The following is a 25,095-nucleotide window of genomic DNA, read 5'->3' as shown; positions in this document are numbered from 1 at the left end:
GGGGCTGTGCGCTGCAGCTAGACAATCATCTAAGCGGAAGCGCACACACATGTTGTGTGCGCTTCAGCTCGAGAAATTACTCTTTTGAACCTACTTTTTCAGATTCGAAACTTGGTGCATCTGGTGCGATGTTTAATGTGTCAACTTGTTGTAAGTCGTCATCATCTTCCGTATCTCGCATTTCAATTTCTTCTTCATCACCAGAAAGGATTTTTACATCCATACCTAAGCTTTGAAGTTCTTTAATTAATACTTTGAATGATTCAGGAACACCTGGCTCCGGAACATTTTCACCTTTAACGATGGCTTCATATGTTTTCACACGGCCAACAACATCGTCGGATTTAACTGTAAGGATTTCTTGAAGTGTATAGGCTGCACCGTATGCTTCAAGCGCCCAAACCTCCATCTCACCGAAACGCTGACCACCGAATTGAGCTTTACCACCCAACGGCTGCTGTGTAACAAGTGAGTATGGTCCTGTAGAACGGGCATGGAGTTTATCGTCAACCATGTGCGCCAATTTAATCATATACATGACACCAACTGATACACGGTTATCAAACGGTTCCCCTGAACGGCCATCATACAGAACAGTTTTGGCATCACGAGCCATGCCTGCTTCTTCAATCGTACCCCAAACATCTTCCTCACGTGCACCGTCAAATACCGGTGTTGCAACATGAATGCCGAGGTATCTTGCTGCCATACCTAAATGGAGCTCAAGCACCTGACCGATATTCATACGAGATGGTACCCCTAATGGGTTTAACATGATATCTACCGGTGTACCGTCTGGTAAGTAAGGCATATCTTCTTCCGGTAAAATCCGTGAGATAACCCCTTTGTTACCGTGACGACCCGCCATTTTATCCCCTTGGTGAATCTTACGTTTCTGAACGATATAGACACGGACTAGCTGGTTTACACCTGGTGGCAATTCATCGCCATCTTCACGGTTAAACACTTTAACATCATGTACGATACCACCGCCGCCATGCGGAACTCTTAGTGACGTATCGCGGACTTCACGAGCTTTTTCACCAAAAATAGCATGGAGAAGGCGTTCTTCTGCAGTTAATTCAGTTACACCTTTTGGCGTAACTTTACCAACAAGAAGGTCACCGTCTTTTACTTCTGCACCTGTACGAATAATACCTCGTTCATCCAAATTACGAAGAGCATCCTCCCCTACGTTTGGAATATCACGGGTAATTTCCTCAGGTCCAAGTTTTGTATCACGAGATTCTGATTCATATTCTTCAATATGAATAGAAGTATAGACATCATCTTTTACAAGACGTTCGCTCATAATGATGGCATCTTCATAGTTATAACCATCCCATGTCATGAAGGCAACGAGAACGTTTCGTCCAAGCGCTAACTCTCCCAATTCCATGGATGGACCGTCAGCTAAAATCTCGCCTTTTTTCACACGGTCGCCAACAGCCACGATTGGACGTTGGTTATAACACGTACCTTGGTTCGAACGGATAAATTTCAATAAACGATATTTTTTAAGATCGCCTTTTACTTCTTGGCCATCTACTTCTTTCACTTCACGAACCCAAACTTCACGGGCCTCAACATGTTCAACAATACCATCCTGCTTACAGATGACCGCTGCACCGGAGTCTTTACCTGATACATATTCCATACCAGTTCCAACTCTTGGTGCCTCTGGCTGCATAAGCGGCACCGCTTGACGCTGCATGTTCGCACCCATCAAGGCACGGTTTGAGTCATCATTTTCAAGGAACGGAATACACGCAGTCGCTGCAGATACTACCTGTTTTGGCGATACATCCATGTAGTCAATTCGTTCACGTTTAACTACTGTGTTTTCACCACGGAAACGAGCCACTACCTCATCATCGAGGAAGGCGCCGTCATCACCAAGACGAGAGTTCGCCTGTGCAACTACATAGTTATCTTCTTCATCCGCTGTCAGGTAATCGATTCGGCTTGTAACCTTACCGGTATCTGGATCAACACGGCGGTATGGTGTTTCAATAAATCCAAAACGGTTTACCTTCGCATAGGATGAAAGCGAGTTGATCAAACCAATGTTTGGACCTTCAGGTGTTTCAATTGGACACATACGTCCGTAGTGGGAATAGTGTACGTCACGTACTTCCATCCCTGCACGTTCACGCGTTAAACCACCAGGTCCTAATGCTGATAGACGGCGCTTATGAGTTAACTCAGCAAGCGGGTTGGTTTGGTCCATGAATTGTGATAATTGCGAGCTTCCGAAGAACTCTTTGATTGATGCAATAACCGGACGAATGTTAATCAATTGCTGCGGTGTAATAGTTGCAGTGTCTTGGATAGACATTCTCTCACGGACAACACGTTCCATACGGGATAATCCAATCCGGAACTGGTTCTGCAATAGTTCACCAACAGAACGTAGACGTCTGTTACCTAAGTGGTCGATATCATCTGTATCGCCTACTCCATGTAATAAATTAAAGAAGTAGCTAATCGATGCAATGATGTCCGCAGGTGTGATATTTTTAATTGGCTCAGCAATATATGCATTACCTAATACGTTAATAACTTTTTCATTTTCATCGCCAGGTGCATAAATCTTAATGCCTTGAAGAATTATTTCTTCTTCTACTACACCACCAACAGGATTATGGCCTCTGAAATTAATATTCTTTTCAAGGGCAGGTATAATTCTGTCAAGGTTTCTCCTATCGAGGAGAGTTCCTTTTTCCGCAATGATCTCACCAGTTTCAGGATCGGCAAGCGATTCGGCTAAACGTTGGTTGAATAAGCGATTTTTAATATGAAGCTTTTTATTGATTTTGTAACGACCAACATTCGCCAGATCATAACGCTTCGGATCAAAGAAACGAGATACTAACAAACTCTTAGCGTTATCAACTGTCGGCGGTTCGCCCGGACGAAGACGCTCATAAATTTCTAATAGTGCTTTGTCAACACCCTCTGTATTATCCTTCTCAAGGGTATTGCGGATGTACTCGTTATCACCAATCAATTCAATGATTTCTTGATCGGAACCAAAGCCTAATGCACGCAAAAGAACCGTAACGGGCAGTTTCCGAGTACGATCTATTCTTACATAAACCACATCTTTGGCATCTGTTTCATACTCCAGCCAAGCTCCGCGGTTCGGAATTACTGTCGCAGTAAAACCTTTTTTGCCATTTTTATCAAGTTTTCCACTAAAGTAAACGCTCGGTGAACGCACTAATTGTGATACTATAACGCGTTCTGCCCCATTAATGACAAATGTACCTGTTTCTGTCATTAGCGGGAAATCACCCATAAATACATCTTGGTCTTTTACTTCACCAGTTTCTTTGTTTACAAGACGTACTTTTACACGTAATGGAGCAGAATATGTAACGTCCCGTTCTTTAGATTCTTCTACAGAATACTTTGGATCGCCAAGGCTGTAATCAATAAATTCCAGTGATAGGTTACCAGTAAAATCCTCAATAGGTGAAATATCCTGAAACATTTCACGTAATCCCTCATCCAGAAACCATTGATAAGAAGAGGTTTGGATTTCAATGAGATTTGGTAATTCTAAAACTTCACTGATTCGTGCGTAACTTCTACGTTGGCGGTGTCGTCCATACTGAACTAGTTGACCTGTCAACTGATTCACCCCTCAAATCAAGCGTTTTTTAATAAATCTATTACGTCTAACAGTAGAACCAAAGACTCCACCAATTAGACAAAAAGAAAAAGGGTTTTTTACTCAAAAACCACATTTTCACATTTTGATTATTATTTTGTCATCATTTCCTTCTTATGCCTTTTTTATACTTATAAATAAGTATTTTTAGGAATAATTCGGAAATTATTATGATGGCATTTTATAATGCTACCACAACGACAAATACGAGTCAACTATTTTATAGCCTTAATAATAAAATAACCTTTGGATTTGTCAACTGTCTCGACATCAGAAAAAAGAGTTTTTAATTTTTCAATCGCAGACGGCGCTCCTTGTTTCTTTTGAATAACAATCCAAAGCTCGCCATTTGAAACAAGATGCTCATAGCTTTGTTCAAAAATATCATGAACAGTCTGTTTACCAGCTCTAATGGGCGGATTTGTTAAGATGGCTGCGAAGGTATCCCCTTTAACATTTAACAAGCGATCACTTTCATAGATGTCGACATTAGTAATCTTGTTTAAGGATGCATTTTCCTTTGCCAGTTCAATCGCTCGTTCATTAACATCGACCATGTGAACAATACGGTTACTAAATTCTTTTGCTATCGATAAACCAATAGGTCCATAGCCGCAGCCTACATCTAAAACGCAGCCTTTCACCTCTGGCATGATAAATGACTCTATGAGTATACGTGAGCCAAAATCTACTTCTCTTTTTGAAAAAACACCATTATCGGTTTTAAAGCTAAAGACATGCTTTCGCAATGTAAAATCCCAAAACTTCGGATTACTTTCCACCTTTTGAGTTCGAGAGTAGTAGTGTTCTGACATAAGCTCACCTCCGGAGAGTAGTAATTGAAGAATAAAAGAGGACTGGCGCAATCGTTAATTAATTTAAGCCAAAAAAAGCCCGCTTATGCAGCGAGCTTTTTTATAGTAGAATTACTTAACTTCAACGTTAGCTCCAACTTCATCAAGCTTAGCTTTGATTGCTTCAGCTTCTTCTTTAGCAACGCCTTCTTTAATTGCTTTAGGAGTGTTATCAACAAGATCTTTTGCTTCTTTAAGACCAAGACCAGTGATTTCACGAACAACTTTGATAACTTTAATTTTTTGATCGCCAGCGCTAGCTAGGATTACATCAAATTCAGTTTGCTCTTCAACAGCAGCAGCTCCAGCTCCGCCAGCCATTGCTACAGGAGCAGCAGCAGTTACGCCGAATTCTTCTTCGATTGCTTTTACAAGATCGTTAAGTTCTAAAACAGTCATAGATTTAACTGCTTCAATGATTTGTTCTTTAGTCATGATTATGTTTCCTCCTTAGTTTTCGTTACGTTTTATTTTTTTTAGGCTGTTAGTGTTAGCTTACGCGCCTTGTTCTTCTTTTTGGTCTGCCACTGCTTTTGCAGCAAGGGCAAGATTGCGAATTGGAGCTTGTAGTACGCTGAGTAGCATAGAAAGCAATCCTTCGCGTGATGGTAGATCTGCAAGAGCCTTAATCTCTTCAGCTGTTGCGACGTTACCTTCGATAACACCTGCTTTAAGTTCAAGCGCCTCGTGTTTTTTAGCAAAGTCATTCAAGATTTTTGCTGGTGCTACTACATCTTCAGTACTGAACGCAATTGCGTTCGGACCTGTTAATGCATCGTTCAAGCTAGAAAGCTCAGCTGCATCAGCTGCACGGCGTACCATTGAGTTTTTATAAACTTTAAATTCAACGCCTGCTTCACGAAGTTGTTTACGAAGTTCAGTTACTTCTGCAACTGAAAGACCACGGTAATCCACAACGACAGTTGATACACTTGCTTTTAACTTATCAGTAATTTCGTCAACTAATTGTTTCTTTAGTTCGATTACACTGCTCATCTTTACACCTCCTGTAGATTATCTACATTTATACCAGGTAAAGTAAACTTGCCGACTGACAAGCCGTCAGGCGAGGACAAGGCATAGTTGCACTTATGCAAATAAGAATTTTATTTGCCAAGTAAAAACCTCCACATCAATCGAGACATGGAGGCAGCATACAACAGCTGAATAATCAGCCAATTCTATATCGCTCTACCTCGGCAGGAAATTAAGCGATAATCGCACCTGCTGTCTACAGTACAAATGTTTTATTTTAAACAACAAAATAGATTATATAAAATATACTCTAAATTGTCAATTGGTAATAAATTACTTCGCCGCAACAGTAGATGGATCTACTTTTACGCCAGGTCCCATTGTTGAAGATACAGTTACGTTCTTCATGTAAGTACCCTTTGCAGCTGCAGGTTTAGCTTTAAGCATTGTATCGAAAATAGTGTTGAAGTTTTCAACAAGCTTTTCGTTTTCGAAAGATGATTTACCGATAGGAACATGAATGTTACCAGACTTATCTACACGGTATTCAACTTTACCTGCTTTAATTTCATTGATAGCTCTTGTTACATCAAATGTAACAGTACCAGTCTTAGGGTTTGGCATTAAGCCTTTAGGTCCTAATACACGACCAAGTTTACCAACTTCACCCATCATGTCTGGAGTTGCTACGATTACATCAAAATCAAACCAACCTTGTTGGATTTTGTTGATATATTCAGAATCTCCTACATAATCAGCACCAGCTGCTTCTGCTTCTTTCACTTTCTCACCCTTAGCGAATACTAAAACGCGTTGAGTTTTACCAGTTCCGTTAGGAAGCACAACTGCACCACGGATTTGTTGGTCAGCTTTCTTAGGATCTACGCCTAAACGGAAAGCCACTTCAAGAGTTGCATCAAACTTAGTGAAGTTTGTTTTCTTAGCAAGATCAATTGCTTCTGCAATTGGGTATGCTTTTAAGCGATCTACAAGCTTTGAAGCTTCTAAATACTTTTTACCTTTTTTAGCCATTTTTATTTCCTCCTAGATTGTGGTTTTAGCGAATTATTCTCCCACGCCGAAAAGCCGAGGCACTACTTATAATCATCATATGACTTATAGCTAGTGCCACTGCTAGACAGAACAAAGGTTGCGAGTATATTAAAATATCGCAACCCCCTCATTTTACCTTTGTGCTTCAGTAACATGGATTAGTCTTCGATAACGATACCCATGCTGCGTGCAGTACCTTCAACCATGCGCATTGCTGCTTCAACGCTAGCTGCGTTAAGGTCAGGCATCTTTTGTTCCGCAATCTCGCGTACTTTATCACGCTTTACTGTTGCTACTTTATTACGGTTAGGCTCACCTGAACCAGACTGAATTCCAGCTGCTACTTTTAAAAGAACGGCAGCAGGAGGAGTTTTCGTAATAAATGTAAATGAACGGTCTTCAAATACCGTAATTTCAACAGGAATGATTAATCCAGCTTGATCTGCTGTACGAGCGTTAAATTCCTTACAGAATCCCATGATATTAACACCTGCTTGACCTAGTGCAGGACCAACCGGTGGCGCTGGGTTTGCTTTACCAGCAGGAATTTGTAATTTAACGACTTTAATTACTTTTTTAGCCACGAGACACACCTCCTTAAAGTCCGTGATGTGGTAATAGGGACCTTTTGACCCCTCCCACTCATCATATGTCTTTATATATTAATCATAAAGAACTTAAAACATTAGTCTTGTCTCACAACGAGACATACTGACCTATGAAATAGTAACACTTTTTTTAAATGATTTCAAGTTTTTTTACAATAACAGATTATTTTCTTTTAAAATATATATATATATTCCTCGAAACTCCACAGGGCGTTTCCGCTTTTATAATTTTTCAATCTGTGTAAAATCAAGTTCTACTGGGGTATCACGGCCAAACATATTAACAAGCACCTTAAGTTTTGCTCGGTCCTTGTCCATTTCTTCAACAGATCCTGTAAAGTTTGCAAAAGGACCTTCCTTAACGCGAACCGTTTCCCCAATTTCATAATCAACATCCACACGTTTTTCTTCCACACCCATACGTTTAAGTAATACGGTTACTTCTTCAGGCAGTAACGGTGTTGGTTTGGACCCTGAACCCGCTGAGCCGACAAAACCCGTTACGCCGGGAGTATTACGGACGACATACCAGGAATCATCTGTCATCACTAGTTCAACTAATACATAACCAGGGAACACCTTCCGTTTGACAACCTTCTTTTTACCGTTTTTAATTTCTGTTTCTTCTTCTTCAGGTACAACGACACGGAATATCTTATCTGCCATGCCCATTGATTCAACCCTTTTTTCTAAGTTTGCTTTTACCTTATTTTCATAACCAGAGTAAGTATGAACAACGTACCAATTCTTTTCCATTTAAGAGGACTAGTTCGTCCGTCCCTCCCTCAATTTTGTGGAAATTTTAGTGCCTATTTCCTGCGTCTAACGACTCTAAACCGAACGCTTCCGCTTTTTTTAGACAAATTAAAAAACCCGTTTATACGGGTTTAGATAAAACTTCCTTTATTAGTTTCCATTATACCATGAATGATGGCTATTTATTCAAGAATTAAACGAATCAATTTTGAGATTCCTAAATCTAAAACAGCAAAAAACGCTGCGAAAAAGACTACTGTTGTTAAAACAGTAACAGTTGAACGAATCAATTCCCCACGCTTTGGCCAGCTGACTTTTCTCATTTCACGGAATATATCACTGAAGAATTTCGTTATGCGCTGCATTATTTCGTAACCCCCAACAATCTTAAGTAAGCAATGCTAGTATCTATATCTATCTTTATTTTGTTTCACGATGGATAGTATGGGTCGCACAAGTCTTACAAAATTTTTTAAGTTCTAAACGTTCTGTTTGTGTTTCTTTGCCGGCTGTCGAATAATTTCGTGAACCGCATTCCACACAAGCTAAGATGACTTTTTTGCTCATTTTCGTTCACCTGACTGTTCTTCTTGTGTATCACTAAAAATGTATCATGACCCCTATTTAATGTCAATAACTCCTAAAATGGATTAATAATATTGACAAATAATAGATTTTTTACCCTACAAAGAAAATTCTCGGATTTCCAGATACCGTTCTAGTTTTCGCTTTACCCGCTGCAGAGCATTATCAATGGATTTCACATGGCGATTTAGTTCTTCTGAAATTTCCTGATAGGATTGGCCATCTAAATAAAGTGCCAATACCTTTCGTTCTAGGTCACTTAATAATTCAGTCATTTTCACTTCTATATGGTCGAATTCCTCTTGATTAATGATTAATTCTTCCGGATCCAGCACCTTGGTACCTGATAAAACATCCATTAATGTGCGGTCAGATTCTTCATCATAAATAGGCTTGTCCAATGATACATACGAGTTTAACGGAATATGCTTTTGCCGTGTTGCTGTCTTAATCGCCGTGATAATTTGGCGGGTAATACATAGTTCAGCAAACGCTTTAAAAGAAGTTAGCTTGTCCTCACGAAAGTCACGAATCGCCTTATATAAGCCAATCATTCCCTCCTGAACAATATCTTCTTTATCTGCTCCAATTAAAAAATAGGATCTTGCTTTTGCACGCACAAAATTACGATACTTGTGAATTAAATAATCCAATGCTTCACTCTCACCTTGGTGTACCAAGTCAACAATTTCCTCGTCTTCCATTACGAAAAAATGTTCGTTAATTTTTGTTCCATAGTCCGTATTCAAAGTAGATCCCCTCCACCGAACGTGCATACATATTATTAGTATACATTAGAAAAATTTTGAAGTCGAGAGCTCATTTTTCGTCTCTGCGCCATTTTTCAAAAATTTCTGCCATTTCATCGCTAATCGGTATTTTTGAGGCGGGTTTTTTCTCTTGGATCTTTTTTACCTTCTTTTCTATTCCTTTTTCAACGGAGGACATTTCGATCAACAATTCACGTGCGGACTTTCTTAATGCCCCTTGCCCAAATATCGCCCATTGCTCCGTAAAATCGGAGGTTGCCACGTGGATTTGTGTTCTTCGATTGCTTAAGCTAATCGCCATTTTTTCGATCCGCTCATCCGCCGTTTCATTTTCCTTTGTAAAGATGACCTCTACCTTATGATTTTTATACTTTTTCTCTATTCCTTGGACATAGTAGGCATCAAAAACAACAATTACACGATAACCAGAGTAGGCTTGATATTCAGCCATTTTTTCGATCAGTCGATCCCTTGCTGCCGGCAGGTCCCGATCCTTTAGTACTTTTAGTTCTGGCCATGCTCCAATAATGTTATATCCATCGACAAGCAGGATGTCCATATACTACCTGCCGAGTGGATGACGTTTGCGATATACCTCATACATGAGCAGAGATGCAGCAACAGAAGCATTCAACGAAGTTACTTTTCCAGCCATTGGTAAATGGATGAGAAAGTCACATTTTTCACGGATTAACCTTCCCATTCCTTTCCCTTCACTGCCAATCACTAAGCCAAGTGGAAGTGTCCCATCCATTTGACGGTAATCTTCTTTTCCCTTCGCGTCTGTTCCAGCAATCCATACGCCCCGTTCTTTCAATTCTTCAATCGTACGTGCCATATTCGTTACCCGTACCACTGGTATATATTCAATTGCACCTGTTGAAGCCTTTGCAACAGTTGCGGTTAATCCGACCGCTCTGCGTTTTGGAATAATAATACCATGTGCTCCGACTGCATCCGCGGTTCTCATAATAGAACCTAGGTTATGGGGATCTTCTATTTCATCCAGCAGTAAAAAAAACGGTGCCTCATTTTTCTTCTCTGCCGCAGCAAACAAATCATCTATTTCTGCATATTGGTAAGCTGCCACATAGGCAAGCACACCTTGATGATTTTCTTCCGATATTTGGTCTAGTTTTTTCTTTGGAACAAATTGCACCAGGACATTAGCTTCTTTGGCTAATTGCGTAATCTGCTGCATTTGACCTCTTTGTGAGCCTTCAGCAATTAATATTTTGTTAATATCCCTTTCTGATTTAAGTGCTTCAATCACCGGGTTTTTTCCAACGATGTATTCTTGACTCATATTGACACGCCCCCTTTCTCATCTACATATTTAAACGCCGTCTTAACAAGCTCTTCTAATCGTTCTAATCTTTCTTCTAAAAATAAATAGCCCATTAACGCTTCAAACGCGGTGCTATATCGATAGGTTTGGACATCTGTATTTTTAGGGACCGTTCCTGATTTTGCATTTCTGCCGCGCATGACAACAGCTATTTCCTCCTCATTCAAGAGCTTCTCATCCATCATTTGAAAGAGTATTTGGCACTGTGCCTTTGCTGATACGTATCGCGTCGCAAGCCGGTGCAATTGATTAGGCCTTACCTTGCCACTATACAGGAGATGCCGTCTTACATAAGATTCAAAAACGGCATCTCCCATATAAGCAAGGGCAAGACTATTCAATTGTTTGGCATCGACATTATTCTCATAGTCAAACATGTATTAGCCTCTTTTCCACCTTGTACCTTGCGGTGTATCCTCTAAAATAATATTCATTTCTTTTAATTGATCGCGAATTTGATCTGACAATTGGAAATTTCGGTCTCTCCGTGCCTGGTTCCGCTTTTCAATCAGTGCATCAATTTCTTCATCTAGCATTTCTTCACTTTCAAGCGTTAATCCTAATACCCCGAATAACTCTTCAAATTTATTTGTAAAAGCCTCAATAACTTCAACAGCCGTATTTTTTTCTAGGAGATAATAATTTGCCAGTTTAGATAGTTCAAATAGGACCGAAATGGCTAAAGCTGTATTGAAATCATCATCCATCGCCTCAATAAATTGTTCATGCAAGGCAGTCAGCTTATCCAGCCACTCTTGATTATGGTCAGTTAAATCGGTACTTGCCTCTTTCCGATGGTTTAAATTTTGATAAGAGGTTGTTAATCGTTCAAACGCAGCCTTTGTACTTTCTAATAATTCTTCACTGTAGTTAATAGGATTCCGATAATGGACTGACAGCATAAAGAATCGCAATACTTGCGGATTATGTCTTTTGATAATGTCATGGACAAGGACAAAGTTCCCAAGTGACTTTGACATTTTTTCGTTATCGATATTAATATAACCATTATGCATCCAGTACCTAGAGAATAATTTACCGGAAAGAGCTTCTGATTGAGCAATTTCATTTTCATGATGCGGGAACGTTAAATCCTGTCCGCCTGCATGGATATCAATTGTCTCACCAAGGTACTTCTTCGCCATTGCTGAGCATTCAATATGCCAGCCTGGACGTCCTAGTCCCCAAGGGCTTTCCCAATAGATTTCCCCTTCTTTAGCCGCTTTCCAAAGGGCAAAGTCTAAGTCGTCTTCTTTCCTATCACCGACCTCGATTCTAGCACCCACTTGGAGGTCATCAATTGATTGATGTGAAAGTTTTCCGTATTCATCAAAGCTTCTGGTACGGAAATATACATCCCCTTCTGATTCATAAGCAAAGCCCTTATCTACTAACCGGCTGATGAAATCGATAATGATGTCCATATTCTCCATTACGCGAGGATGGACATCGGCCTTTTGGCAGCCTAATGCTGAGACATCTTCAAAGTAGGCATCGATAAAACGATTTGCAATGGTCGGAACATCCTCCCCAAGCTGATTAGCTGCGCGAATTAATTTATCATCGACGTCTGTAAAGTTTGAAACATATTTCACATCAAAGCCGCGGTATTCCAAGTATCGCCGTACAGTATCAAAAACGATGGCCGGACGGGCATTTCCTATATGAATATAATTATAGACAGTTGGACCGCAGACATACATTTTTACCTTTCCCTCTTCCTGTGGAACGAAGGTTTCTTTTTTTCTAGATAATGTATTATATATTTGAATGGCCATTGACTTTTGTCCTTTCATTTCTTAATTCTTGAAGCTCTTGTCTTAACAGATATACTTCACTTTCCATCTCACGAATGCGGTCAGCGACTGGATCAGGAAGATCACAATGATTTAAATCTTTTACTTTTGGTATCCGGACGCCATCTTGAATGACTACCCTTCCTGGTATCCCGACTACGGTTGAGTTGGGAGGTACTTCTTTCAATACAACCGAACCGCCGCCAATTTTAGAATTTTCACCAATTGTAATGGCGCCCAGCACCTTCGCACCGGTCGATATAAGGACATTATCCTTAATGGTCGGATGGCGTTTTCCCTTTTCTTTCCCTGTCCCGCCAAGTGTAACACCTTGGTATATAGTTACATTATCCCCAATTTCACAGGTTTCCCCTATGACAACCCCCATACCATGGTCAATAAAAAATTTCCTGCCTATTTTTGCCCCAGGATGAATTTCGATTCCTGTAAAGAAACGGCTTGCCTGTGAAATTACACGTGCAGGGAAATATAATTTTCGCTTGAAGAGTGCATGTGCAATCCGATGTGCCCAAATGGCATGTAAACCTGAATATGTCAAAACAACTTCTAAAGTGCTCCGGGCCGCAGGATCTTGTTCAAAAACAACCTCAATGTCCTCCCTCATCTTTTTGAACATCGCTCTTCCCCCTTTGTTTTTATATATAAAAAGCGCCCCTGTCGCAATCGACAGAGACGCATAATACGTGGTTCCACTCTGATTAGGCCTCCCCAAGCTAATTTCCAATTTGATAGGAATTTTAGCAAAACAAAACCTCACTCTACTTGTTAACGGATGGTTCCGCCCAAATCTACTCGAGTTGACTCCTTTCGAAATGGGGCTCAGAGGTGCATTTCAAAAAATGGGAGGCTTAAACCACTTTCAGCCGGTGATGGTTCTCTCTTAAAAGCATCATTTTTTTACTTTTCCTCTTCTTCGCTTTGGCTTATATGATTAGGATTCTAACATTGGACCTCGATAACTGTCCAGCTCCAGCACCCAGCAGCTAGTGGACTTCGCTCTTCTCCCTACGATAAGTCAACATCGGATCGCTATCGCTCTCCGTGTTTCCTTTATCTCAGTCGAAGCACTCCAGCCCATACGCCGCTAAACGGGTGCTTCCGCTTTTCTTGTTTCTTTTACTATATTACATTTTCTTTATCTTGTTAACTAATAATTTTATTAATTCTGTTTTGAACTTTAGCTTTCCCCAATAATTCGATTGCCTGCGGCAGGTCTGGCCCATGTGTTTGACCTGTTACAGCCGCACGAATCGGCATAAACAGATTTTTCCCCTTTTGACCGGTGGATTTTTGGACGGCCTTCATGGCTGCTTTAATTCCATCTGCGCGGAAGCTGTCAAGTTGGTCAAGTTCATGAGAAAATGCCCTTAAAACTTCAGGGACCGTTTCACCCGTTAAGACTTCCTTCGCATCTTCTTCATAGACTGCATCATCCTGGAAGAACATATCAGATAATTCTACGATTTCAGCACCAAAGCTCATTTTTTCCTGTAAAAGAGCAACTAGACTTCGAGCCCATTGATGTTCCTCATCTGTTAAACTTTCACTAAGGCGGCCTGCTTTAATTAGATGTGGCAAAGCAAGCTCCAAGGCGCGATCAACCTCAATTTTTTTCATGTATTGATTGTTCATCCATGTTAGCTTTTGCTGATCAAATAATGCCGGTGATTTTGAGAGACGATTCGCATCAAAAATCTCGATAAATTCCTCTTTAGAGTATAGTTCCTCTTCACCAGCAGGTGACCACCCCAATAGCGTAATAAAATTAAATAATGCTTCCGGAAGATATCCTAGTTCCTCATATTGTTCAATAAATTGAATAATCGACTCATCACGCTTACTTAATTTTTTCCGGCTTTCATTTACAATAAGGGTCATATGTCCAAAAACAGGAGGCTCCCAGCCTAGTGCTTCATAAACCATTAACTGTTTTGGCGTATTTGAAATATGGTCATCACCACGGAGTACGTGACTGATTTCCATTAAGTGATCATCGATAGCAACCGCAAAGTTATAGGTTGGGGTCCCATCCTTTTTCACAATAACCCAGTCACCCATACCTTCAGATTCGAACGAAACAGCCCCTTTGACCATATCGTCAAATGTATAGGTTTTACCTTCTGGTACAGCAATCCGAAGACTTGGCTGTCTGCCTTCTGCTTGTAATTGATGGCGCTGCTCTTCTGTTAAGTGGCGGCATTTACCAGAATAGTGAGGAGTTTCGCCTCTCTCGGTTTGAGCTTCGCGTTCTGCTTCAAGCTCTTCTTCCGTACAGTAACATTTATACGCATGGCCGGTTTCTAATAACTGATTATAGTAAGTTTCATAAATATCATTTCTTTCTGATTGGCGGTAAGGACCGTACTCGCCGCCGACATCAACGCTTTCATCCCAATCCATACCGAGCCATTTTAAATATTTTAATTGGCTTTCTTCACCGCCGGCGATATTGCGTTTCTTATCGGTATCCTCTATCCGGATAATAAATTTACCACCTTTATTCCGAGCAAATAAATAATTAAATAGTGCAGTACGGGCGTTTCCAATATGTAAATGTCCCGTTGGACTTGGAGCATACCTTACACGAACTTCATTTGACATAATAATAATGCCTCCATCGATATATATTGTCTCAACCGATTTATTTTACCACTGTGTTTTGTATCTATAAAGTCTAACCATTAACCTTTTTTAATAAAACAACTGCTTGAGAAGCAATCCCCTCGCCTCTGCCGGTAAAGCCCAGTTTTTCTGTTGTAGTGGCTTTTACATTTATTTGATCTGGGGCCGCCTCTAATAATTCAGCAATCCGCGCCCGCATCTGCTCAATATATGGAGCCATTTTAGGCTTTTGAGCAATAATCGTACAGTCTGCATTAACCAACTCATATCCTCTATCTTTGACTAGCTGCCATACATGTTCGGTAAGCTTTGCCGAGTCGGCATCTTTAAAATTAGGGTCTGTATCAGGAAAATGTTTGCCAATATCACCTTCGCCAATCGCCCCAAGACAAGCATCACAAACGGTATGTAATAAAACATCTGCATCCGAATGTCCCAAGAGCCCCTTTTCATACGGGATTGTAATGCCGCCGATGATTAGCGGGCGCCCTTCTGTTAATTGGTGTACATCAAAGCCCTGTCCAATTCGAAACATCAGTAAAACTCCTTCTCTCTCTTTTTTATGATTGCCTCAGCAAAATATAAATCCTCGGGTGTTGTCAGCTTAATATTATCGTAATCCCCTTCGACAATGGACACAGGGAAGTCTAAACGTTCCACTAAACTCGCATCATCTGTTCCGAGAAATTTGTCCTCTTCTGCTTTTTGATAAGCCCTCTTAAGTAAGGAAATGCGAAAAGCCTGTGGGGTTTGAACAGCCCACAAGCTAGAACGTTCGACAGTTTCCTCTACCACACCATCTTTTTGTTTTTTCATAGTGTCTTTGGCCGGAACGCCTATAATCGCAGCGCCTGTTTCTTCTGCTTTCTGTGTTAAGCGGTGGATATGGACTTTTTGAATAAATGGTCGAGCTGCGTCATGTACAAGAATTATACCATCTGCTTCGACTGTTTTAAGAGCATTGAATATACTGTGCTGACGTTCGTCCCCGCCCGGTACCAAATCAGAAACCTTCCTGATTTGGTACTTTTGAAGCAGCCTATTAATTTCCTTATTATCCTGAGGATGTATGGCTAATATTACTCCATCGCAGGCTTCGTCCTCCTCAAATACTCTTAAGGTATGGACCAGAATTGGCACCCCATTAAGCTCTAATAAAAGTTTATTTTTCCCCGCCCGCATTCTTTTTCCCAGACCAGCCGCCGGGATAATGACTTGGTAAGTCATAAAAATACCTCTCTATCTGTCTAGCTGTCGCACCTAGGAAAAAATGAACTGCTTTTTCCCCAGGTCAAGGCGAATATGCTTTTCTTTCTAAAGTGCTTTTTCTAATAATTTTGGTTTGGCAAATATCATCCGGCCAGCAGAGGTTTGAAGAACACTTGTGACTAGAACTTCAATTCTCTTACCAATATATTCTCTTCCTTCTTCAACAACAATCATTGTTCCATCATCTAAATAGGCAACACCTTGATGGTATTCTTTGCCGTCTTTAATCACTTGAACGGTCAATTCCTCCCCAGGAAGGACAACTGGTTTCACTGCATTTGCTAAGTCATTAATATTTAATACAGAGACATTCTGTAATTCACATACTTTGTTTAAATTAAAATCGTTGGTTACAAGGATCCCATTTGTTAATTTTGCCAATTTCACGAGTTTTGAGTCAACCTCGCTAATCTCATCAAAATCACCTTCATAGATTTCTACCTTAATGGATAGCTCCTTTTGAATTCGATTTAATATATCTAAGCCTCTACGGCCGCGATTTCGTTTTAATACATCAGAGGAATCTGCGATATGTTGTAATTCCTCAAGAACAAACTGCGGAATAACGATTGTTCCTTCCAAAAAGCCAGTCTGACAAATATCAGCAACCCGGCCATCAATAATCACACTTGTATCTAATATTTTTAATTCTTTTCCAGCTGCGGGATCTGCCTCTTCTTCACCGGACTTTTTCTTATTACCACGATTTCCAAATAGACCTAGAAGTTCATCACGCTTTTTAAAACCAACTTGAAAACCAAGATACCCAAATAATAAAGTCAAAAGGATTGGTGCAACCGCATTTAAAATCGGCACCTGTACAGCATTAAGAGCAAAACTAATCAAAAAGGCAACAAACAAACCGAAAATTAATCCGACACTGCCAAATAGTACATCTGTTACAGGAATCTTAACTAAAGAATCTTCCGTCCATTTAATGAAATTAAAGACATAATCTACTGCCCAAAAGGTAATAAGGTAAAAAATAATAGCACCTATAATAGCAGTAACATATGAATTATTAATCAGTGGAATGTCATTGATATGAAGTAATTTGAACAATTCCGGCAGTAAAAGTATTCCCAGCGTACCTCCAATAATGAGGAAGCATGCCTGCACAATTCTTTTTAACATTCCTTCACCTCCTCTAATTCATTATAAACATATTCTTAAAATTGAAACGTTGATTTCGTGATTATTTTTCCCAATTGTAATCTTTTTGAAATAAATTTGTTTTGTAAAATTCTTACTCCTCATAGGGTATCATTGGAAATTTTCTCTGTCAAACAAATTGGGGCTGAACATTTTAGCATACATGTTTTTTTATTTCAATTATTTTATAGATGGCGGTCCGTATATAGCCGCTCTTTAATTAGTTTAAAGCCCTCTTTAATTTTCTTTGCTCGTACTTCCCCGATCCCCTCGACATCGTCGAGTTGTTCAACAGTTGCCGTGATTATTTTGGCCAGCTCCCCAAAATTTGTGATTAAGTTCTCTATGATAATCGTAGGCAACCTCGGAATCTTATGCAATATCCGATAACCACGCGGAAATTTATTTTCATCAAGATGGACATAGCCTAAGTAGCCCATTAATTTCAGCAAGACCATATCCTCAATGGTGCCGGTATTTGCCAATGACTGCATCCGCTGAAGTACATCCCGTGCTTGGATTTCCCGTTCGTTAGCATAATCTTTAATGATCAGCATAATTTCTTCTTCAAGGTCTGTTAGGATCTCATTCATTTGCAGCCGAATCAGCCTTCCCTCTGTCCCCAGCTCATGTAAAAAGGTTAATAATTCATTTTTTATTTTCAATACCATTTCAAACCGATGAAGAACAAGTAAAAAGTCGTTATAGGTAACCGATTCTTCAAATTCTAAAATACTTAAATTCGTGATGCTCTGTTCAAGTACAACTTTATACTTTTCAAGTGTCTGTATAGCTTGATTCGCCTTTGTTAACATGACACCAATATCTTTTAATGAATAACGAAAGTTCCCCTGATAAAGGGTAATCACATTTCTTCTTTGAGAAATAGCAATTACCAGCGCTTTCGTTTGTTTGGCGACTCTTTCTGCTGTCCGGTGCCGCATTCCTGTTTCCGATGAAGGAATCTCGGCGTTAGGTGCCAGTTGGGCATTTGCAAATAAAATTTTGTTGCCTGCCTCATTTAAAATAATGGCACCATCCATTTTGGCAAGTTCATATAAAAAGCTGGGCGAAAAAGGGCAATTAATTGAAAAACCGCCATCGACAATGCTTTTTACTTTTTCATTATAGCCTATCACAATCAGACCGCCGGTATTGGCTCTTAATACATTATCAATTCCCTCTCGAAGCGGCGTGCCAGGGGCAATTAACTGTAATACATCGCTTATAGTAACCTCTCCATGCTTCTTATTTTCCATCTGCTACCCTCCTAACGCCGCTTGAAGTGCCTCACTAACAGAGGAAACACCGATAAGTTTAATACCCTTTGGGCCCGTCCAGCCGCTTAAATTATTGGCTGGTAGAATCACGCGCTCAAAGCCTAACTTTGCCGCTTCCTGAACACGCTGCTCAATTCTTGACACCCTTCTTACCTCACCTGTCAAACCTACTTCGCCGATAATACAGTCGGTTGGGTTTGTCGGGCGGTCTCTAAAACTGGAAGCAATGCTTACGGCAATCGCTAAATCAATCGCTGGTTCATCTAACTTTACTCCTCCGGCTACCTTTAAGTAGGCGTCCTGGTTGGCAAGAAGCATTCCAACCCGCTTTTCTAAGACCGCCATTAAAAGCGGCACTCGATTATGGTCAATTCCAGTCGCCATTCTTCGTGGATTTCCAAAGCTCGTAGGTGAAATAAGTGCCTGTATTTCGACCAGAACCGGGCGTGTCCCTTCCATTGAAGCGACAACCGTCGAACCGGCTGCTCCGCGAGACCGCTCTTCCAAGAAGATTTCCGATGGATTTTCTACTTCTTCGAGTCCAAATTCTTTCATTTCAAAAATGCCCATTTCGTTTGTGGAACCAAAACGGTTTTTAACTGCTCTGAGGATTCGGTAAGTATGATGTCTTTCCCCTTCAAAATAAAGCACTGTATCGACCATATGTTCCAATAACCTTGGTCCGGCAATGGAACCTTCTTTGGTCACATGCCCAACGATAAAAATGGCAATCCCTTTGGTTTTTCCAATCCGCATCAATTCTGCGGTACATTCTCGTACTTGAGAAACACTCCCTGGTGCTGAAGTTACTTCTGGATGAAAAACTGTCTGAATAGAGTCAATAATGACAAAGCTTGGATTCTCACTTTCAATCGTTCGGCTTATCTCTTCAAGATTAGTTTCGGAATAGACTAACAAGTTTTCAGACGAAATTCCCAGTCGTTCTGCGCGAAGCTTCGTCTGTCTTAATGATTCTTCACCAGATATGTAAAGAACCGAATTCCCTTTATTCGCAAGTTGTGAAGACACCTGCAGAAGAAGTGTAGATTTTCCGATCCCCGGGTCGCCGCCAATTAAAACTAACGAGCCCTTAACGACACCGCCGCCCAATACGCGGTTAAGTTCATTTAAATCGGTCAAAATTCTCGGTTCATTCTCCATTTCAATGGCATTAATTTTCATTGGTTTTGTAAGTAGATTTGAACCGGGCTGTGCATGAGCAAATGCCCCTCTTCTTTGAGTCCCCGTTACTTCTACTTCCTCAACCATCTTATTCCATTGTCCACAGCCTGGGCATTTCCCCATCCATTTTGGAGATTCATAGCCGCATTCTTGGCAGATGAACTTTGTTTTCCTTTTTACCATTACCTTCAAACCTTTCCTAACCATCATGCACAGTTTGTTCCTATGATGGCGGTTATTAAAAAACGAAAAAAGAGGTACACGGGTTGACTTTATTCACGTGTACCTCTTGCATGTGTTGTTAGACACTTAAAATTATTCGTTAGCCGTGTAATCCTATTTTGCTAAGCTTGTTTTCTCTGCCATTCTAACAACGAACTCACCATCAACTACATCAATTATAACATGCTGACCTGTTAATAAGGTTCCTCTTAATAATTCTTCAGAGAGACGATCTTCAATATGCTTTTGAATAGCGCGGCGCAGTGGTCTTGCACCATACTCTGGATCGTAACCTTCCTGAGAGATCTTCTCTTTTGCTGCAGGGGTTAACTCTAACGAAATATTTTGCTCTTTTAGTCGTTTTACCAGCTGATCAGATAATAGAGTCACAATTTCTTCAAGATGCTTTTTCTCTAAAGCATGGAAGACAATAATTTCATCAATACGGTTCAAGAATTCCGGACGGAAGGCTTTTTTCAGTTCATCCATTACCTTCCCCTTCATATCTTTATAATCCTGTGCTCCGTCTTGAATATTGAAGCCCACATACTTATTCCGTTTTAAAGCTTCCGCACCGACGTTGGAGGTCATTATGAGTACAGTATTTCGGAAATCAACTGTTCTTCCCTTTGAATCTGTTAAGCGGCCATCTTCAAGAACTTGCAGCAAGATATTGAAGACATCTGGATGTGCTTTTTCAATTTCATCCAGCAAGATGACAGAGTATGGTTTTCTGCGAACCTTCTCTGTTAGTTGGCCGCCTTCTTCATAACCAACATATCCTGGAGGAGATCCGACAAGCCGGGATGTGGAGTGTTTCTCCATATACTCCGACATATCAATTCGAATCATCGAATCCTCATCACCAAACATGGCTTCCGCAAGGGCACGGGCTAATTCCGTTTTCCCTACTCCAGTAGGACCAAGGAACACAAATGAACCAATTGGACGTTTTGGATCCTTTAATCCTGCTCTCGCACGGCGAACTGCCTTAGAAACAGCTATAACCGCTTCCTCTTGCCCAATAACACGGGAGTGTAAGGCTTCTTCTAAATTCAATAATTTCGCAGTTTCAGTTTCCGCAAGCTTAGAGACCGGTACACCCGTCCAGCTTGAGACAACACTGGCAATATCCTCTACCGTCACTTCATTATTTTCTTTACCTTGTTTTTCTTTCCAAGTTTTCTTTGTTTCTTCTAACTGTTCACGGAGGCGCTGCTCTGTATCTCTTAACGAAGCAGCTTTTTCAAATTCTTGACTTTGAACAGCTGAATCCTTTTCTTTTCTAACGTCCTCAAGTTTAACCTCTAACTCTTTTAAATTAGGAGGGGTTGTGTAGGAACGAAGTCTCACCTTAGAACCGGCTTCATCAATTAAATCAATAGCTTTGTCAGGCAGGAATCGGTCAGAGATATAACGGTCCGATAACTTAACTGCTGCTTCAATTGCTTCATCCGTGATTGAAACGCGGTGATGGGCCTCATAACGGTCTCGTAAGCCTGCTAAAATTTGAATAGATTCCTCAGCAGTTGGTTCATCTACCCGAATCGGCTGAAAACGTCGTTCAAGGGCAGCATCTTTTTCAATATACTTACGATATTCATCTAGTGTAGTAGCACCAATACATTGAAGTTCTCCACGTGCAAGTGATGGCTTTAAGATGTTAGAAGCATCAATCGCCCCTTCTGCTCCACCCGCACCAATTAAGGTATGAAGTTCGTCAATAAAGAGAATAATATTTCCGGCTTGGCGGATTTCATCCATCACTTTTTTCAGACGGTCTTCAAATTCACCACGATATTTAGTCCCAGCAACTACCGTTCCCATATCAAGTGTCATCACACGCTTATCACGAAGGATCTCTGGTACTTCATTGTTGACAATTTGTTGAGCAAGCCCTTCCGCAATGGCTGTCTTACCTACACCGGGCTCCCCAATCAACACAGGGTTATTTTTTGTTCTACGGCTTAATACCTCAATAACACGTTGAATTTCTTTACTGCGGCCAATAACTGGATCCAGGCTGCCTTCACGGGCAATCGCTGTTAAGTCTCTTGCAAGGCTATCAAGTGTAGGTGTATTGGCATTCGCGGACGCACCGCCTTGGTGTGAGCCCGATTCATTACTGCCTAATAGCTGTAGTACTTGCTGACGAGCTTTATTTAAGCTGACACCAAGATTATTTAATACCCTTGCTGCAACCCCTTCTCCTTCACGGATTAAACCAAGGAGAATATGCTCAGTACCAACATAGGAGTGTCCTAATTTTCGAGCTTCATCCATTGATAGTTCAATAACCTTTTTAGCTCTCGGAGTATAGTGTATGGTTTGAGAAGTTTCCTGTCCTTTACCGATTAAATTTTCCACTTCTTTTTGAATTTTTTCTGAACCTAACCCAAGTCCATAAAGTGCTTTTGCGGCAATCCCTTCACCTTCGCGTACAAGCCCCAATAAAACATGCTCAGTTCCAATGTTATTATGACCAAGACGAATCGCTTCCTCTTGTGCTAGTGCTAGTACCTTTTGTGCTCTTTCAGTAAATCGTCCAAACATCATATCCTCTTCCTCCTCACCTATTTTTCGTTCTCCAATTTTATACGGTCCCTAATTAATGCGGCTCTTCGGATATCCCTTTCATGCGGCCGTAATGGACCGCCCGCATATTGCTGAAGAAAACCCGGCTGGGTTAAAATCATTAATTCATTTAAAATCGACTTCGACATATTTTTTATATACCCCATATCTATACCAAGCCGAACATCCGATAAGCAGCGGGCTGCTTCCTTTGATTCAATAATCCGGCTATTAGATAACACCCCTAATGAGCGGAACACCCTGTCTTCTAATTGTATGTTAGAAGTTTTGCGTAATGCTTCACGAGCAGACCTTTCTTGTGAAATTAGCTGACTGGCTACTCCTTTTAAATCACGGCTGATATCTTCTTCTGATTTTCCTAGGGTTATCTGATTAGAAATTTGAAAAATATTCCCTAACGCCTCGCTGCCCTCTCCATATATCCCTCTGACGACAAGTCCTAACTGGTGGATAGCAGGAATAATTCGATTAATTTGCTGTGTTAAAATTAACCCAGGCAGATGCATCATTACAGATGCTCTAAGACCCGTTCCAACATTGGTTGGACAACTAGTCAAATAACCGTACTTTTCATCAAATGCATAATGGATATGATTTTCAAGCCAATCATCTATTTCATTCGCAGCATGTAAAGCTTCTGCTATTTGCAGACCTGGAAATAAACACTGAATTCGAATATGGTCCTCTTCATTTAACATAATACTAACTTCTTCATTTTCGGTTAATAGAACCGCGCCATATGGAGAATCCTCTGCCAATAATGGACTAATTAAATGCTTTTCTACTAAAACCCGTTTCTGAAGAGGCTGCATTTCATCCATTTTCAAAAGTTCCATATTTCCGTAGTTCTCAACAGGAGAGTTATAAAGAATATCCTCCATTGTATCAATTATAACTTTTGCTTCTTCATGTGAAAAAACAGTCGGGAAATTATAAGCTTCAAAATTTCGTGCTAGACGAATCCTGGAACTAAGAACAATATCGGAATCCGGTCCCTCCTCGCTCATCCAAGAGCTGACGGCTTGATTAAAAAATCGTTCAAGCGACACGCTATTCCCCTCCTTCTTCGTTTCCAGCTAATTGTTTCTCTAATCTTCTGACCTGATCGCGAATTTCTGCTGCCTTTTCAAATTCTTCATGGTTGATGGCTTCTCTTAACTCTATTTTCAACTCTTCAAGCTGTTTGCGAAGTTGAAACTCTCCACCAATTCTTTTCGGAATTTTACCATTATGAGTCCAGTTTCCACTGTGAAGACGCCTTAAAACTGGCTTTAACTGATCTTTAAACGTCTCATAGCAATGAGCACAGCCAAAGCGGCCTACCTTTAAAAACTGTGGAAAAGTCATCGAACAATCCTGACATTGAAGGATTTCCTCTTGCTGAAACGGACTTTGGCTCGGCTTTTGAAAAGTTGGGTCAATATTTAATAAACCGGCCAAAAGATTATTAAAGGCAAATCCTGTTTCTCCATTTAAGATAAACATTTCACCTTTTTCCTGAGCACACTTCTCACAAAGATGAACTTCTGTTTTTTCACCATTAATAATTTTAGTAAAGTGAAGTGCTGCAGGCCTTTGGTTGCATTCCTGACAAATCATCTAATTTCACCTCTTTAGGCTGCACAATTATTTATATTTTAAGGAAGTTAACATCGCCTTTAACATTCTTGCTCTTAATTCATCGCGAAACGGAAGATCAATATATAATACAGAACGATCAATGACACTTAGCATGATTTTAGCCTCTCGTTTTGTAATGACCTCCTCTTGAACAAGTCTTACGATAACGTCCTCAGCACTTGTTTGACTTATTCGATTGTTGAAAAGGGAAAGCAAATGGTCAATTAAATGGGCTAAGTCGTGGGATTGAACCTTCATTATCCGAATATATCCACCGCCGCCCCGTTTACTTTCAACAATATATCCTCTTTCGATTGTAAAACGGGTATTTATAACATAGTTTATTTGTGAAGGGACACATTGAAATTTATCAGCAATTTCGCTTCTTTTAATCTCAACAAGGTCTTCTTCACTCATTTCCAAAACCTGCTTCAGATACTTTTCAATAATATCGGAGATGTTTCTCATCTTCCCACCTCCCATCTTCTGACTTTGACTATCTTTGACTTTAATTATACTGAAAATTTTATGAAGATGCAACGATTCACTACTACAGATTTTCTCCAAATTTCACGGTTGTGAAACCTAGAAAGCCCAGAAATAAGCTTTATATAATTCGACTATTTTCGTAATTCATGAATACTATACGGAATAATAGACCTTAAAGATAAATATACAAAAAAAAAGACAACCATCTAAGGTTGTCTTTTT

Annotated in this window: 25 protein-coding genes and 2 other annotated features; all 25 genes read right to left on the bottom strand. The window is 40.3% G+C overall.

Features of this window, described 5'->3' with window-relative positions:
- Window positions 1–76: 76 nt before the first annotated feature.
- The 25 genes from rpoB to AAHB15_RS23445 all read right to left on the bottom strand — a co-directional run bounded on the left by rpoB (window position 77) and on the right by AAHB15_RS23445 (window position 24,852).
- A complete protein-coding gene (gene rpoB, locus AAHB15_RS23565) occupies window positions 77–3,637 on the bottom strand; it encodes a DNA-directed RNA polymerase subunit beta (RefSeq protein WP_342043489.1) in 3,561 nt (1,186 codons plus the stop codon).
- Between the two features lie 254 nt (window positions 3,638–3,891).
- Window positions 3,892–4,491, bottom strand: coding sequence for a class I SAM-dependent methyltransferase (locus AAHB15_RS23560; protein ID WP_335573452.1), 600 nt, complete (start codon window positions 4,489–4,491; stop codon window positions 3,892–3,894).
- Between the two features lie 111 nt (window positions 4,492–4,602).
- Window positions 4,603–4,965 carry a 50S ribosomal protein L7/L12 gene (gene rplL, locus AAHB15_RS23555; RefSeq protein WP_098533239.1) on the bottom strand — a complete coding sequence of 121 codons (363 nt, stop codon included), beginning with the start codon at window positions 4,963–4,965 and terminating at the stop codon, window positions 4,603–4,605.
- A 60-nt stretch (window positions 4,966–5,025) separates the two neighbouring features.
- Window positions 5,026–5,526 carry a 50S ribosomal protein L10 gene (gene rplJ, locus AAHB15_RS23550; protein WP_144568238.1) on the bottom strand — a complete coding sequence of 167 codons (501 nt, stop codon included), beginning with the start codon at window positions 5,524–5,526 and terminating at the stop codon, window positions 5,026–5,028.
- Window positions 5,527–5,639: 113 nt separating this feature from the next.
- Window positions 5,640–5,785: a sequence feature (ribosomal protein L10 leader region), on the bottom strand.
- 53 nt (window positions 5,786–5,838) lie between these two features.
- Window positions 5,839–6,537 carry a 50S ribosomal protein L1 gene (gene rplA / locus AAHB15_RS23545; protein WP_098533243.1) on the bottom strand — a complete coding sequence of 233 codons (699 nt, stop codon included), beginning with the start codon at window positions 6,535–6,537 and terminating at the stop codon, window positions 5,839–5,841.
- A gap of 179 nt (window positions 6,538–6,716) precedes the next feature.
- Window positions 6,717–7,142 (bottom strand): 50S ribosomal protein L11, encoded by a 426-nt coding sequence (gene rplK, locus AAHB15_RS23540; protein WP_141561102.1) that lies wholly within the window; start codon window positions 7,140–7,142, stop codon window positions 6,717–6,719.
- Window positions 7,143–7,388: 246 nt separating this feature from the next.
- Entirely contained in the window at window positions 7,389–7,922 is a 534-nt protein-coding gene (gene nusG / locus AAHB15_RS23535) for a transcription termination/antitermination protein NusG (RefSeq protein ID WP_144568237.1), read from the bottom strand.
- Between the two features lie 182 nt (window positions 7,923–8,104).
- Window positions 8,105–8,287 (bottom strand): preprotein translocase subunit SecE, encoded by a 183-nt coding sequence (secE, locus tag AAHB15_RS23530; RefSeq protein WP_098533249.1) that lies wholly within the window; start codon window positions 8,285–8,287, stop codon window positions 8,105–8,107.
- A gap of 55 nt (window positions 8,288–8,342) precedes the next feature.
- Complete coding sequence (gene rpmG, locus AAHB15_RS23525) at window positions 8,343–8,489, bottom strand: 50S ribosomal protein L33 (RefSeq protein WP_335573451.1); 147 nt, start codon at window positions 8,487–8,489, stop codon at window positions 8,343–8,345.
- A 116-nt stretch (window positions 8,490–8,605) separates the two neighbouring features.
- Window positions 8,606–9,283 carry an RNA polymerase sporulation sigma factor SigH gene (sigH, locus tag AAHB15_RS23520; protein WP_420491171.1) on the bottom strand — a complete coding sequence of 226 codons (678 nt, stop codon included), beginning with the start codon at window positions 9,281–9,283 and terminating at the stop codon, window positions 8,606–8,608.
- 43 nt (window positions 9,284–9,326) lie between these two features.
- The gene (locus AAHB15_RS23515; protein WP_144568233.1) at window positions 9,327–9,836 is read right to left on the bottom strand and encodes an NYN domain-containing protein; all 510 of its coding nucleotides are present in this window, start codon (window positions 9,834–9,836) and stop codon (window positions 9,327–9,329) included.
- Between the two features lie 3 nt (window positions 9,837–9,839).
- Complete coding sequence (gene rlmB, locus AAHB15_RS23510; protein ID WP_335573450.1) at window positions 9,840–10,583, bottom strand: 23S rRNA (guanosine(2251)-2'-O)-methyltransferase RlmB; 744 nt, start codon at window positions 10,581–10,583, stop codon at window positions 9,840–9,842.
- Entirely contained in the window at window positions 10,580–11,002 is a 423-nt protein-coding gene (locus AAHB15_RS23505) for a Mini-ribonuclease 3 (RefSeq protein WP_335573449.1), read from the bottom strand. The genes rlmB and AAHB15_RS23505 overlap by 4 nt, the downstream gene beginning before the upstream one ends.
- Before the next feature lie 3 nt (window positions 11,003–11,005).
- Window positions 11,006–12,403: a cysteine--tRNA ligase gene (gene cysS / locus AAHB15_RS23500; RefSeq protein ID WP_335573448.1), complete on the bottom strand. Its 1,398-nt coding sequence runs from the start codon at window positions 12,401–12,403 to the stop codon at window positions 11,006–11,008.
- Window positions 12,384–13,058, bottom strand: coding sequence for a serine O-acetyltransferase EpsC (gene epsC / locus AAHB15_RS23495; protein WP_144568229.1), 675 nt, complete (start codon window positions 13,056–13,058; stop codon window positions 12,384–12,386). Before epsC ends, cysS begins: the two co-directional genes overlap by 20 nt.
- Before the next feature lie 49 nt (window positions 13,059–13,107).
- Window positions 13,108–13,365: a binding site (T-box leader), on the bottom strand.
- A 220-nt stretch (window positions 13,366–13,585) separates the two neighbouring features.
- Window positions 13,586–15,043, bottom strand: a complete 1,458-nt coding sequence (gene gltX, locus AAHB15_RS23490; RefSeq protein WP_335573447.1) for a glutamate--tRNA ligase — start codon at window positions 15,041–15,043, stop codon at window positions 13,586–13,588.
- Window positions 15,044–15,116: 73 nt separating this feature from the next.
- Window positions 15,117–15,599, bottom strand: a complete 483-nt coding sequence (gene ispF, locus AAHB15_RS23485; protein WP_335573446.1) for a 2-C-methyl-D-erythritol 2,4-cyclodiphosphate synthase — start codon at window positions 15,597–15,599, stop codon at window positions 15,117–15,119.
- Entirely contained in the window at window positions 15,599–16,291 is a 693-nt protein-coding gene (ispD, locus tag AAHB15_RS23480) for a 2-C-methyl-D-erythritol 4-phosphate cytidylyltransferase (protein ID WP_335573445.1), read from the bottom strand. The genes ispF and ispD overlap by 1 nt, the downstream gene beginning before the upstream one ends.
- 87 nt (window positions 16,292–16,378) lie before the next feature.
- Entirely contained in the window at window positions 16,379–17,467 is a 1,089-nt protein-coding gene (locus AAHB15_RS23475) for a PIN/TRAM domain-containing protein (protein ID WP_335573444.1), read from the bottom strand.
- Window positions 17,468–17,670: 203 nt separating this feature from the next.
- The gene (disA, locus tag AAHB15_RS23470; RefSeq protein ID WP_335573443.1) at window positions 17,671–18,744 is read right to left on the bottom strand and encodes a DNA integrity scanning diadenylate cyclase DisA; all 1,074 of its coding nucleotides are present in this window, start codon (window positions 18,742–18,744) and stop codon (window positions 17,671–17,673) included.
- A gap of 3 nt (window positions 18,745–18,747) precedes the next feature.
- Window positions 18,748–20,130, bottom strand: coding sequence for a DNA repair protein RadA (gene radA, locus AAHB15_RS23465; protein ID WP_335573442.1), 1,383 nt, complete (start codon window positions 20,128–20,130; stop codon window positions 18,748–18,750).
- Window positions 20,131–20,283: 153 nt separating this feature from the next.
- Entirely contained in the window at window positions 20,284–22,725 is a 2,442-nt protein-coding gene (clpC, locus tag AAHB15_RS23460) for an ATP-dependent protease ATP-binding subunit ClpC (RefSeq protein ID WP_342043488.1), read from the bottom strand.
- A gap of 17 nt (window positions 22,726–22,742) precedes the next feature.
- Window positions 22,743–23,813 carry a protein arginine kinase gene (locus AAHB15_RS23455; RefSeq protein ID WP_144568222.1) on the bottom strand — a complete coding sequence of 357 codons (1,071 nt, stop codon included), beginning with the start codon at window positions 23,811–23,813 and terminating at the stop codon, window positions 22,743–22,745.
- Window position 23,814: 1 nt separating this feature from the next.
- The gene (locus tag AAHB15_RS23450) at window positions 23,815–24,363 is read right to left on the bottom strand and encodes a UvrB/UvrC motif-containing protein (protein WP_098533277.1); all 549 of its coding nucleotides are present in this window, start codon (window positions 24,361–24,363) and stop codon (window positions 23,815–23,817) included.
- 27 nt (window positions 24,364–24,390) lie between these two features.
- Window positions 24,391–24,852, bottom strand: a complete 462-nt coding sequence (locus AAHB15_RS23445) for a CtsR family transcriptional regulator (protein WP_098533279.1) — start codon at window positions 24,850–24,852, stop codon at window positions 24,391–24,393.
- Between the last annotated feature and the right edge of the window lie 243 nt (window positions 24,853–25,095).

This window comes from Bacillus sp. OTU2372 (assembly GCF_038440275.1).
GTDB lineage: Bacteria > Bacillota > Bacilli > Bacillales > Cytobacillaceae > Neobacillus > Neobacillus bataviensis_B.
This window is presented reverse-complemented; position numbering and strand designations above follow the sequence as displayed.